Origin of the sequence: Pseudomonas sp. BIGb0176, assembly GCF_024810175.1 — a bacterium.
GTDB classification, from domain to species: domain Bacteria; phylum Pseudomonadota; class Gammaproteobacteria; order Pseudomonadales; family Pseudomonadaceae; genus Aquipseudomonas; species Aquipseudomonas protegens.
This window is the reverse complement of record NZ_JANUEC010000006.1, coordinates 36,232-48,933: the sequence shown is the minus strand read 5'-3', so window position 1 is coordinate 48,933 and position 12,702 is coordinate 36,232. Positions and strand designations below refer to the sequence as shown.

General features: G+C 62.9%; 8 protein-coding genes. 6 read left to right on the top strand and 2 right to left on the bottom strand.

Annotation, left to right across the window (positions count from 1 at the left end; genetic code table 11):
• The first annotated feature begins 7 nt into the window (after positions 1-7).
• From M2395_RS28770 to M2395_RS28750, 5 genes are all read left to right on the top strand, one after another.
• Positions 8-2,419 (top strand): hypothetical protein, encoded by a 2,412-nt coding sequence (locus M2395_RS28770; protein ID WP_041120042.1) that lies wholly within the window; start codon positions 8-10, stop codon positions 2,417-2,419.
• 66 nt (positions 2,420-2,485) lie between these two features.
• Positions 2,486-3,427: a hypothetical protein gene (locus tag M2395_RS28765; protein WP_041120045.1), complete on the top strand. Its 942-nt coding sequence runs from the start codon at positions 2,486-2,488 to the stop codon at positions 3,425-3,427.
• A 13-nt stretch (positions 3,428-3,440) separates the two neighbouring features.
• Positions 3,441-4,727: a hypothetical protein gene (locus M2395_RS28760; protein WP_123431449.1), complete on the top strand. Its 1,287-nt coding sequence runs from the start codon at positions 3,441-3,443 to the stop codon at positions 4,725-4,727.
• A gap of 3 nt (positions 4,728-4,730) precedes the next feature.
• Positions 4,731-6,557, top strand: coding sequence for a hypothetical protein (locus M2395_RS28755; protein WP_015637224.1), 1,827 nt, complete (start codon positions 4,731-4,733; stop codon positions 6,555-6,557).
• Between the two features lie 14 nt (positions 6,558-6,571).
• Positions 6,572-7,624: a hypothetical protein gene (locus M2395_RS28750; RefSeq protein ID WP_041752624.1), complete on the top strand. Its 1,053-nt coding sequence runs from the start codon at positions 6,572-6,574 to the stop codon at positions 7,622-7,624.
• 97 nt (positions 7,625-7,721) lie between these two features.
• Here M2395_RS28750 and M2395_RS28745 read toward each other — a convergent pair whose 3' ends face one another.
• Complete coding sequence (locus tag M2395_RS28745) at positions 7,722-8,231, bottom strand: single-stranded DNA-binding protein (RefSeq protein ID WP_011063767.1); 510 nt, start codon at positions 8,229-8,231, stop codon at positions 7,722-7,724.
• Positions 8,232-8,240: 9 nt separating this feature from the next.
• The gene (locus M2395_RS28740) at positions 8,241-9,635 is read right to left on the bottom strand and encodes an MFS transporter (RefSeq protein WP_011063768.1); all 1,395 of its coding nucleotides are present in this window, start codon (positions 9,633-9,635) and stop codon (positions 8,241-8,243) included.
• A 178-nt stretch (positions 9,636-9,813) separates the two neighbouring features.
• Between M2395_RS28740 and uvrA the strand changes: the two genes are divergently transcribed.
• Positions 9,814-12,648: an excinuclease ABC subunit UvrA gene (gene uvrA / locus M2395_RS28735; protein WP_019094235.1), complete on the top strand. Its 2,835-nt coding sequence runs from the start codon at positions 9,814-9,816 to the stop codon at positions 12,646-12,648.
• The last annotated feature ends 54 nt before the right edge of the window (positions 12,649-12,702 follow it).

Here is a 12,702-nt window from a genome sequence, read left to right as displayed (position 1 = left end):
GCAGCTCATGAGCGTCTTGAACTTTCCCCGGATCTACTTCAATGGCCACATGTTCTGGAACCCACCGACGGCCAACAACAACGACGTTTTCCCGCTATATGACGCGGTGAAGATGCGCATGAACTGGCCGTTCCTGTCCTACTACGGGATCAACGACCAGAACGCCCCGCAACAGCTGATGCCCTGGACCATCGCCCCGCTGGCCTACGAGAACGTGCCGGACTACGTGCTGCAGGTGCCCACCAATGGCTCGCCCAGTGGCTACCCGATGATTCCCGCCGAATGGGACCTGTTCGGCGACAACGCCTGCGGCTTGGTCGACTACGAGCAGACCCGCTCGGTGATCGTCGGTGGCGAGTTCCAGGCCAACACCTACATCGACAACGACCCGCTGGTGAACAAGTGTTACCAGTTGCAGGGCAACCCGTTCGGCAGCGCCGCGCCCACAGCCGCGCGCTTCGTCGATATCAGCCCCTGGCAGAACACCTTCACCGCCCTGTACTTCGACAAACTGGTACTGGGGGACGCCACCTGCGGCCTGACCTTGAAGCGCCGGTACCGCATGCTCGACCGCTTCCTCAACTTCAACTGGGGGGCCTTCGGCGGCTTGAGCTACGTAACTACCACCTGGCAGACCTGCTTCCCGAAAGACCAGCTGCAGTGGATCGTCGGCGACTCGCAACTGCTGAAGACCCTGCAACAGGAGATGATCAACCAGAACGCCAAGGGCCTGATGTTCCGGTTCACCACCTACCTGACCTTCTACGACAAGAACGGCATCTTCAACGACTTCCCGGTGGTGGACAGCCACTCCAAGACGCCCGAAGCCATGGCCGCGCTGCAGGCGATGTACCAGAAGGGCCTGGATAACGTCGCCGACATCTTCTTCAACCCGGCCTACAGCCGCACCGCCGGTACTCTGGGCCTGTGGTTCGACAATGAATACCCCACCGCTCCGGCTGGCCGGCGCCTGGAACCCAAGGCCCCGGTACCGGTGTGCAAGGCGGTTCCCAGAGACACCAAGCCTGCGGCCATGACCCTGGGGGTGATCAGCGCCCAAGTGCACGACAACACCCTGTCCCTGGACCTGGGCAATACCTTTCCGTTCTATCCCGCCGGAGACAGCGCCGCACTGCCGCCCACCAACACTGACCTGAGCCAGGGAATTCCGGTGCCCGGGAAATACCTGGCCGGTGATTACGACATCGGGGTACGGCCCACTGGCGGCGCTTTCCACAAAGTCGCCAGTTTTGGCTTCGAACAGTATCGCCAGACCGCCTTCGACAAGCGCGCCGGCCTGCTGGACCTGCCCATCAGCCCCGCCGACCAGGCCGCGTTGCAACAGGGCGCCCTGGAGCTGCAGTTGCAGGGCAGCCAGGAACTGGTCGCCGCCGCCCAGAATATGTGGACCGCCGAGGTCCTCGACAGCGGCTGCTTCATCGATGTGGGCGACACTCGGGTCCTGAGCATCATGGTGCAGTACGACGGCCTGCCCGCGCCCGCGGGCACCGCGCTGTGGGTGGCGGAGTACAACAACGCCTACATGCTGACCACCAGCGACTATTACCTGGCCTTCAGTAACGCGGCCAACTTCACCCTGTTCAACAACTACCCGAAGGACCCCGGGAGCAACACGTCGAACCGACCGCAGTTCGTCGGCACCCAGACCGCTGAAAGCCTGTTGCACGTGGGCAGCGGCCGCCGGCTCAGCGCGGTGCTGAACGTCGAGGACAGCGAGCCATCCGAGCCCATGCTCTACCAGAGCTTCCTGACCACGCCCTCGGCCGCGGCCCTGAGCCCCCGCCTGCAGTTCACCAATGGGCAGGCACGCAGCGGCACCCTGGCAGACCCGCTGAACGCCACCGTGCAGTACAGCCTGGCGCAGATCCTGACCGACGCCAATGGCATCGCCCAGGTATCGGTCAAGGCCGTGGCGGCCGGCTTCCCGACCTTGCGCTTCTTCATCCAGGACGGCCAGCAGCAACCGACGGTGCCCTTCAGCTTCAACTACACCGACGCCTACACCGACTTCCTTGCGCCCCTGCGGGTCCTGCCCCAGGAGCCGGAGATGCTCAAGGACTTCATCGACTGCTGGAACCGGGTGTGCACCCAGGACGACGCCAGCGTGCGGATCTGGAAGGAGTTCATCTTCCCCAGAATCCTCCAGCCTTTCTATTACCTCTACCCGATCATGAACAAGTTCATGCCGCTCAACTCCCTGCAACGCATCGAGGGCGCGATCAACCAGTTCATCGTGCTGATCAGCAAGGACTACCAGGAGGAAAGCACCCTGGCCATGCCGATCACCCGGGACCTGCCGCAAAGCCGGCGCAGGGTGCTGGAAATCTGGGCCCAGGACCTGGTGAGCAAGGGCTACCCACCGATCCCGCTGAAACTCAACGACTACCCCCACGGCTGAGCCGCAAAGGCCAGCCCATGGAATGCCGGGCGACCCCGTCGCCCGGCGCTTTCAAAGGAGTGTCAGATGAACGCCAGTCTCTTCAAGCAACTGCTGTTGGCCGCCAGCCTGCTGAGCGCCAGCCAAACGCTATGGGCCGAGACCTACCCCGACAACGTCTACTTCAACATGGGCGTGCACAACGACCGGGGGTGCGACGCCAAGACCAACAACTGCATCGCCAAGCGCAAACCCGGCGAGCCGGCCGATCCGCTCTACCCGGCAACCTGGGTCAGTGACTGGATCATGTACCGGGTCACCGCCAACTACGTGAAGAACCCACCGCCCTACAGCAGCCCGCCCAGCACCCTGAAACCGGCCGACTACACCGTGTCCCGGGGCACCAGCTACTACGACAACGACTATGTGCCGGCCGACAAGGACGGCACCGGGGCGATGATGGAGCACTACGAGAAGTACTGCCTGCCGATCTTCCCGATCAAGGACAACAACTACACCTGCTCCTTCGTTTCCCTGGGCAACAAGGCCTACTTCCTCACCTACCCCGAGGACCGGCCAAAGGACATGCCGGCCTGCTGCATGTTCTCGCCCATGAACCACCCGCCGCGCCGGGACTTCATCAAGCACCTGCCCTACAGCGCCGCCCGCAGCCAGCATCTGGATGGCAGCGTGCAGGCCTACGCGCTGGAGATCCCGGTCCAGCCGAGCCCGATTCTGTTCGGCTATGCGTTCTACAAGAAAGCCAGCAGCGACGGCCCGGGCCAGCCGGCCTATCAGCATCCACAATCGTTCTATTTCTCCGGTGACGAGAGCGTCGCCAACGCGCCAATCGTCAGCCAGAACTACCTCAACTGGCGCACCGAGAAACCAAATCCGGCCAAGACCTGGGACCAGGTGGCGAAGATGTGCCCGGCCAACCCGCCGGACTGCCAGCTCTTCACGCCACCGCCATCGCTGAAGAACGGTGCGCGGCCGCAGTGGAACCAACTTTCGCCCCCCTCGCCATGACAGGAGCCGCCTCATGAACCCTTGGAGCCGTTTCACCGCCCTGTTGTTGCTTGGCCTGGGCAGCCAGCAGGCCAGCGCCCTGCAGCCCAGCGCAGCGGCGCCGCAGACCAGCTGCCCGCCCACGGCTGCGGTGCCTGCTGCGGGCGCGTCGCAGCAGGCTTTCGATCAATACAGCTGGAAGATGTTCATCAACCTGAACTGGCCGGCCCAGGCGGGACAGCGCGGAGTGGCCGATTGCAGCAAGCCCCTGGGCAGCCCTGGCGATACCGTGTGGCAGACCTACAAGAGCGTCAGCGAGACCTTCCTCCCCGGGGCCAAGAATCCGGGCCTCTGGAACTCGCAACTGCCCCGCAGAAATCTCAGCCTGATCAACATCGCCGCGGTCAAGAACACCCAGGTGGTGCAAGCGGACAACCAGGCGGTGGGCGGCTGGCTGATTGACCAGCGCGGCAACCCGACCTACTACGACATCGCCGCCAACGAGGTCTCCTACAACTACATCGTCGATAACGACTTCTACAACGCGGTGGTCGTCAACGCAGCGAAGAACATCAGCTTTCCCAACAACGCCGGCGAGATCAAGAGCAGTTGGCGCATCCTCAGCAGCGCCGACGACAGCAGCCGCTATCTGACAATGAAGGCCCTGGTCACCCAGTTCGACAGTCAGGGACAGCCCAACGGCACCACCGAGGCCACTTTGGGATTGGTGGGGTTGCACATCATCAGCAAGGTGGAGGGGGTCCCGCAGTGGGTCTGGTCGACCTTCGAGCAGGTCGACAACGTGCCTCCCAAGACCCAGCTGGGGGGCCGTTGGGTGGACCAACCGGTCTCGGGGATTTTCTACTCCTACTTCAACGCCAAGGCGCCCGCCGAAAGCCTCAACCAATCCCCCTGCCTGTGGCAGCAACAAGCTGGACAAATGGTCTGTACCCCAAAACCCGGTAACAGCTTCAGTACCCCGGACCCACTGAACCGGGTCACCCCGATCACGGACGTCACCCAGCAGATCAATACCCAATATCAGGGCGATCCGCAGGTACAGCAAAGCGTGTTCAAGTACTACCAGTTGATCACCACCCAACGCCCGCAGTCGCCGGATAACCCCGGCAACCCCTTGGGGCAACCAACGCCATCACTGTCGGCCAACGTCACCATGGAAAGTTACATCCAGACCAACAGCAGCTGCATGAACTGCCATTCCATGGCCGCACCGCTCAACAGCCAGTACAAGAGCGACTTCTCCTTCCTGTTCAGATTCGCCCAAGCCCCAGTCACCAGCGTCGCCAAGGATAAGGAATAGATCATGAGCATATTGAATGGACCCCGACTGAACTTCTGGGGCGGCATCTCTACCGACGTCAGCGTGCCAAACAACTCACCGACCTTGCCCAATGGCATCGCCACCTCCCTTGAGCTGTTCGACCTGACCACCTCGACCGTGGCGGACCAGGCCAAGACCTATAGCGATGAGCACCTGTACCAACTGATCAACGCCCCGGACCCGAGAATCGGCCCCAACAGTCGGTACACGGCCGGCGGCTGGAACCACTATGGCGAACACGTGGTGACGCTGCACAACGCGCTGATCAGTTCCCAAGGCACCCCGGGCAACATTGCGCTGGAAGGGGATATGGTCGGACAGCCGGTTTACCTGCTCGGCTCCGTGACCCCCGGCACCGGACAAGGTCCCTACTCCGGCCCAATGATGGTCGACCTGGACCCCACAGCCAGCACCACGACCCAGATCTTTGTCGGAGGCCTGCAGATCGGCAACGGCAACACGCCTCAGCTCTTGATTCGCTGGGATACCGTGTGCAGCAGTTTCGACCTCAATACCCGGGTGCTGGAGCCTGCAACCATGGACTCGCCGGGCTCCTTCCACGCCAGCGGCACCTTTCAACTGACCTTTCCGCTGAGCAGCATCGTCAGCTACAACAAGGAAAGTGCCGGACTCCGGGCCCTGATTGAGGCGCCCAACGCTACCGGGATCGTGCTGCGTTTCGTGATGTTCGAAATGTGTCCGACCCTGACCACCGAGCAACTGAATGCCGACTACGCAGCCAACCAGTTCAGCCCGAACCCGAGCATCGGCCGGGTCATCGGTACCCTGGCCACGGCGTTTACCGATGAGCCGCAGATCTGTCCGCCGGGCCGCCAAATCATCAATGCCGACAAAGACCTGAACATCAACAGCGTGGCCTATGCCGAGGTCGCCAACGGGCAACTGAGCATCGACATGGTCAACCTGATCCCCAAGCAGACGTTCAGGGCTGTACGCGACGACATCACCAGCCCCATCGGCCCCAACGCCGACTTCGGGACCGTCACCATCGCGGCCGGAACCACGCCCCTGGCGAGCTTCGAGCCCAGCAATCCGCTGCTGCAAGACTACTACCGGTACGGCGGCATCATCGACGTGCCGCTCAACTCGACCCAGACACAGGTGGTGCAGAGCACGCCCTTGTGCATTAGTGCCCCCGGGACCACCCGCAACCCGGCGCTGTCGGCCCCCGAATGCCCCTATCGGGTCTACAGCGATCAGCGCAACACCTACCTCGATCCCGACAGCACAGGCGTGCAGATCACCTTGCAAGTCCGTTATCTGGGAGCGCCGGTGCAGAAGGCTACGCCGATCAGCATCGATGCCTCGGCGACCGCCGTCTATCAAGCCAACCGCTACTGGAACTTCCTGGAGCTTCCGAACTCGGTAACGGTGCCGGCCGGTCAACCTTCGGTGAGTTTCAACGTCGTTCCCGTCGCCGGTTCCAATACCCAGGCTGGCTTCACCACACTGACCTACACCATCGACAACAACCCTCTGACCCAGAGCTTCAGCAACTTCCGCAAGTACGCCTGGAGCGACTTCGGCGTTCCAACAGGCAGCATCGTCACCTGGGAACAGGCGTTTCAAAACGTGCTGCGCTTTCATTACCTGGCCTTCCCCGCCATGTCGCGCTACATCCAGCTCAATCAGCCCGACGCGGTGATGGGTTACAAACAGGCGATCCTGGCCCGGATATCCCCCGAGTACCAGAACACCACCTTGTACATGTCCGTGGTGCGTTCGATGTCGCCAAGCCAACGCTCCCTGCTGACCGCCTACCTCAACGGCACGCCCTGGCAGCCTTGAACAAGGAGAAGACCATGCCCGTTGCTCTGCATATTCCCACCCAGCTCGAGCAGGTGCTGCGACCGGATCACGTCATCGCCGAGGGCCTGCTCAACCCTCGCGGGGTTTGCCTGCAAGGCGATGGCAGCCTGCTGCTGGCGGAAGCCGGCTCAGGCCTGCCGGACCAGCCGTTCAGCGGCCGCATCAGCCGCCTGCGTCCGGATCCGGGCCAGCCGGGCGCCTACCTGCCGCCCCAGGTCGTGGCCCAGGGTTTTCGTTCGATGAACATGCAATCGCGCATGCTGCGCGACGAAATCATGGGCCTGTCGGACATCGCCCTGGGCGACGGGCGCTGCCTGGCCAGCCAAACCGACTACGTCGCCGGCTCCAAGCTGCTGGACCTGCAATACAACCCGCCCGAGCCGCTGTTCCATAGTCGCGGCAACCTCAACTCGCTGTGCTATCACCCGTCGCGCCGCAGCTGGCTGGCGGTCAAGCCCGATAGCAACCAACTGGTGGAGTTCACCGAAGGCGGTGAACAAGTCCTGGCGCAACTGCCCGATCTGGATCAGGGCCAGGAAGCCGTGCCGGTGACCTTGGTGCACGAGCCGCAGACGGATGCCGTGCTGATCAGCCTGTTCTCCGGCGAGCTGCGCCGGGACCCGGCGCGGATGGGTATCGACTTCGCCGACAAGGCGGGCCAGGTGATCCGGGTCTGGCCCGAGAGCGGCAGGATCGAGGTGCTGATTCGCGGACTGCAACTGCCCACCGGGCTGGCGCTGGACCCGCAGGAGCGGATCCTGGTGCTGGAACTGTGCGACCGGCTGCTGCAACCGTTGCCGCCGGACTGGGCCGGCGAAGTCCTGCACGGCGGCTTCGCCCGCTTCAGCGGCCGCCTGCTGCGCTGCGATTTGCAGCAACGCAGCGTGCAAGTACTCGCCAAGGGCCTGGATACGCCTTCCAACCTGTGCTGCGTCGGAGACGCGGTGCTGGTGAGTGAAGGCATGGGCCTGAGTGGGCGGCCGATTCCGACGCCGGAGCAGCAGGTGGTCGCACTGAGCGGCCGACTGCGGCGAGTGGCGCTTTGAGCTGAGTGATGCGGCACACCGGTTAAACCCGGGCATAAAAAAACGGGGCCATCTGCATGGCCCCGTTCTTATCGATGCTGAACGCTCAAAACAGCGATCAGAACGGAATATCGTCATCGAAGCTGTCGAAGTCCGGAGCCGGCTGCGGAGCGGCCTGCTGTGGCGCTGGACGCGACTCACGCTGAGGCTGCGGAGCAGGACGGGACTGCTGTGGACGCGGTGCCGAGTTGGACATGCCGCCCTGGCCTTGCTGGTCGCCCTGTGGACGGCCACCCAGCAGCTGCATGGTGCCCTGCATGTCGACGATGATTTCGGTGGTGTAGCGCTTGATACCGTCTTTTTCCCACTCGCGGGTCTGCAGCTTGCCCTCGATGTAGACCTGCGAACCTTTGCGCAGGTATTCACCGGCGATCTCCGCGACCTTGCCGAACATCGACACGCGGTGCCACTCGGTGCGCTCGACCTTCTGACCGGTCTGCTTGTCGGTCCACTGCTCGCTGGTGGCCAGACTCAGGTTGGTCACGGCGTTACCGTTAGGCAGGTAGCGAACTTCGGGATCCTGGCCGCAAGTGCCGACCAATATGACTTTGTTAACCCCACGGGCCATAACGTTCTCCTAGGCTTCGCTCGCCGACGGCGCTGGATTGACCAGCTGCTCGAGGGTCGTGCGATCCAATAATTCGGTGTCCAATTTGATGTAAATGGCGGCCTCTTCGGCCACCACTACGGCATCTGTTACCCCAACAACGGCCTTCAGGCGCTCGACCAGGCCGGCTTCGCGGATCGCTTCGGGCGATAACGGCAAGCGCAGGCTCGTCACATACGGGGGCTCGCGCATGGTAACAGCAAAGGCCAGCCAGAGTGCAGCCAGGACTGCGCATCCAAGGAACACAGCCGACAAACCGCCATGCTGGAACAACCAGCCGCCGAGGATGCCGCCCAGTGCCGAACCGAGGAACTGGCTGGTGGAATACACCCCCATCGCCGTTCCTTTACCACCCGCCGGCGAAACCTTGCTGATCAGCGACGGCAAGGACGCTTCCAGCAGGTTGAACGCGGTGAAGAACACCACGGTACCAATCACCAGCGCCCGCAGGCTGTCGCCGAACTCCCAGAAGAATAGCTCGGTGAGCAGCAGCGTACTGACCGCGCCCAACAGAACTCGTTTCATTTTGCGTTTCTTCTCGCCGTAGATGATGAACGGGATCATGGCGAAGAACGAAATCAGCAGTGCGGTGAGGTAGACCCACCAGTGCTGCTCCTTGGGCAGGCCGGCTTTTTCCACCAGCGCCAGGGGCAAGGCCACGAAGCTCGACATGAGCATCGCGTGCAACACGAAGATACCAAGATCCAGGCGCAGCAGATCGGGGTGCTTGAGGGTCGGGATCAGCGCCTGGCGCGCCACTCCGGATTCCCGGTGCTGCAGCGGCCCGGTTGAGCGCGGCACCATGAAGGCGATGATCAGAATGCCCACCAGGGCCATGGCCCCGGTGGCCAGGAACAGCCCCGAAAGCCCGAAACTGCGGGTCAGCAGCGGGCCAACCACCATGGCCACGGCAAAGGACAGACCGATGGTCATGCCAATCATGGCCATGGCCTTGGTCCGGTGCTGTTCGCGGGTCAGGTCGGAAAGCAGCGCCATCACCGCCGCGGAAATTGCGCCGGCGCCCTGCAGGATACGCCCGGCGATCACCCCCCAGATCGAATCGGCGTTGGCCGCCAGCACACTGCCCAGGGCGAACACGATCAACCCCAGGTAGATAACCGGACGACGACCGATACGGTCGGAAATGATCCCGAAGGGAATCTGGAACACTGCCTGGGTCAGGCCATAGGCACCAATCGCCAGCCCGATCAGGGTCGGGGTCGCTCCTGCGAGATCCATTCCATAGGTCGCCAGGACCGGCAGTACCATGAACATGCCAAGCATACGGAAGGCGAACACCAGGGCCAGCCCGCTTGCCGCGCGGGTCTCGCTGCCACTCATGCGTTCGTTGTGGGGATCGTGCATGGATAAACCTCATGTGAACCGGCGGCGATTCTACCAGTCGGATCGATTGAGGGGGTATATGGCGACGCTTTGCCGCGCAGCCCATGCCAGCGATCAAAAAAGCGCCGAACGATAGTGTGCATCCATCCAGTGTTTGGTTTTATACTCCTGCCTTTACGCCCGCCGATCGAGGCCACTTTTGGACAAGATTCTGATTCGTGGGGCCCGCACCCACAACCTGAAGAACATCGACCTGACCCTGCCGCGGGACAAGTTGATCGTCATCACCGGGCTGTCTGGGTCCGGCAAGTCGTCCCTGGCTTTCGACACGCTGTATGCCGAAGGCCAGCGCCGCTATGTCGAGTCGCTCTCGGCCTATGCCCGACAGTTCCTGTCGATGATGGAAAAGCCCGATGTCGACACCATCGAAGGCCTCTCGCCGGCGATTTCCATCGAACAGAAATCCACCTCCCACAACCCGCGCTCCACCGTCGGCACCATCACCGAGATCTACGACTACCTGCGCCTGCTCTATGCCCGCGTCGGTACTCCACGCTGCCCGGACCACGACATCCCGCTGGAAGCCCAGACCGTCAGCCAGATGGTCGACCTGGTGCTGGCCCAGCCCGAAGGCAGCAAGCTGATGCTGCTGGCCCCGGTGATCCGAGAGCGCAAGGGCGAACATCTGTCGGTCTTCGAAGAGTTGCGAGCCCAGGGCTTCGTTCGCGCCCGGGTCAACGGCAAGCTGTTCGAGCTGGACGAGCTGCCGAAGCTGGATAAACAGAAGAAGCACTCCATCGATGTGGTGGTCGACCGCTTCAAGGTCCGCGCCGACCTGCAGCAGCGCCTGGCCGAATCCTTTGAAACCGCCTTGAAACTGGCGGACGGGATTGCCCTGGTGGCGCCGATGGACGACGAGCCGGGAGAGGAGATGATCTTCTCCGCGCGCTTCGCCTGCCCGATCTGCGGCCACGCCATCAGCGAACTGGAACCCAAGCTGTTCTCCTTCAACAACCCGGCCGGTGCCTGCCCGACCTGCGACGGGCTGGGGGTCAAGCAGTTCTTCGACATCAAGCGCCTGGTCAATGGCGAGCTGACCCTGGCCGAAGGGGCGATACGCGGCTGGGACCGGCGCAACGTCTATTACTTCCAGATGCTCGGTTCGCTGGCCTCTCATTACGGCTTCAGCCTGGAAGTACCGTTCAACCAACTGCCGGCGGATCAGCAGAAGGTCATCCTGCACGGCAGCGGCACCCAGAACGTCGACTTCAAATACCTCAACGACCGGGGCGACATCGTCAAGCGCTCCCACCCGTTCGAAGGGATAGTGCCGAATCTGGAGCGCCGCTACCGGGAAACCGAGTCGGCCACCGTGCGTGAAGAGCTGGCCAAGTTCCTCAGCACCCAGCCCTGCCCGGATTGCCGTGGCACCCGCCTGCGTCGCGAAGCGCGGCACGTCTGGGTGGGCGAGAAAACCCTGCCGGCAGTCACCAGCCTGCCCATCGGCGACGCCACCGATTATTTCGGCACCCTGAAACTCACCGGGCGCCGTGGCGAAATCGCCGACAAGATCCTCAAGGAAATCCGCGAGCGCCTGCAGTTCCTGGTCAACGTCGGGCTCGACTACCTGACCCTGGACCGCAGCGCGGACACCCTGTCCGGCGGCGAAGCCCAGCGTATCCGCCTGGCCAGCCAGATCGGCGCCGGCCTGGTGGGGGTGATGTACATCCTCGACGAGCCGTCCATCGGCCTGCATCAGCGGGACAACGATCGCCTGCTGGGAACCCTGAAACACCTGCGCGACATCGGCAACACGGTGATCGTGGTTGAACACGATGAAGACGCCATTCGCCTGGCCGACTATGTCGTCGATATCGGCCCGGGGGCCGGTGTGCACGGCGGGCGAATCGTTGCCGAAGGCACCGCCGCAGAGGTCATGGCCCATCCGGACTCCCTGACCGGCAAATACCTCTCGGGCCGGGTGAAGATCGTGGTGCCGGCCAAGCGCACGCCGCGCAACAAGAAGCTCTCCCTGACCCTCAAGGGCGCTCGCGGCAACAACCTGCGCAATGTCGACCTGGAGATCCCCATTGGCCTGCTGACCTGCGTCACTGGGGTATCGGGCTCGGGCAAGTCGACCCTGATCAACAACACCCTGTTCCCCTTGAGCGCCACCGCACTGAATGGCGCCACCACCCTGGAAGCCGCGCCACACGACAGCATCAACGGCCTGCAGCACCTGGACAAGGTAGTGGATATCGACCAGAGCCCGATCGGCCGGACTCCGCGCTCCAACCCGGCGACCTACACCGGGCTGTTCACCCCGATCCGCGAGCTGTTCGCCGGGGTACCCGAGTCGCGCTCCCGGGGCTACGGGCCCGGTCGCTTCTCCTTCAACGTCAAGGGTGGGCGCTGCGAGGCTTGCCAGGGCGATGGCCTGATCAAGGTGGAAATGCACTTCCTGCCGGACATCTACGTGCCCTGCGACGTGTGCAAGAGCAAGCGCTACAATCGCGAAACCCTGGAAATCAAGTACAAGGGCAAGAGCATCCACGAGGTGCTGGAAATGACCATCGAGGAAGCCAGGGAGTTCTTCGACCCGGTGCCTGCCCTGGCGCGCAAGCTGCAGACCCTGATGGATGTGGGCCTGTCCTACATCAAGTTGGGGCAGTCGGCGACGACCCTGTCCGGTGGCGAAGCGCAGCGGGTCAAGTTGTCTCGCGAGCTGTCCAAGCGCGACACCGGCAAGACTCTGTATATCCTTGATGAGCCGACCACGGGCCTGCACTTTGCGGATATCCAGCAGTTGCTGGACGTACTGCACCGCCTGCGCGATCACGGCAACACCGTGGTGGTGATCGAACACAACCTGGATGTGATCAAGACCGCCGACTGGCTGGTGGACCTGGGGCCGGAAGGCGGTTCCAAGGGCGGCCAGATCATTGCCGTGGGCACCCCGGAGCAGGTTGCGGAGATGCCGCAGTCCCATACCGGGCACTACCTCAAGCCGTTGCTGACCCGCGACCGCGCCTGAGGCCCATGAAAAAGCCCCTGGCACTTGACGGTGCCAGGGGCTTTTTTGTCTCTA

What these genes read in the sequence shown, in the direction of transcription:
- M2395_RS28770 (WP_041120042.1), top strand. Translation starts at nt 8, where the DNA reads ATGAGCGTCTTGAACTTTCCCCGGATCTACTTCAATGGCCACATGTTC.
- M2395_RS28765 (WP_041120045.1), top strand. Translation starts at nt 2,486, where the DNA reads ATGAACGCCAGTCTCTTCAAGCAACTGCTGTTGGCCGCCAGCCTGCTG.
- M2395_RS28740 (WP_011063768.1), bottom strand. Translation starts at nt 9,635, where the DNA reads ATGCACGATCCCCACAACGAACGCATGAGTGGCAGCGAGACCCGCGCG.
- M2395_RS28750 (WP_041752624.1), top strand. Translation starts at nt 6,572, where the DNA reads ATGCCCGTTGCTCTGCATATTCCCACCCAGCTCGAGCAGGTGCTGCGA.
- M2395_RS28760 (WP_123431449.1), top strand. Translation starts at nt 3,441, where the DNA reads ATGAACCCTTGGAGCCGTTTCACCGCCCTGTTGTTGCTTGGCCTGGGC.
- M2395_RS28745 (WP_011063767.1), bottom strand. Translation starts at nt 8,231, where the DNA reads ATGGCCCGTGGGGTTAACAAAGTCATATTGGTCGGCACTTGCGGCCAG.
- M2395_RS28755 (WP_015637224.1), top strand. Translation starts at nt 4,731, where the DNA reads ATGAGCATATTGAATGGACCCCGACTGAACTTCTGGGGCGGCATCTCT.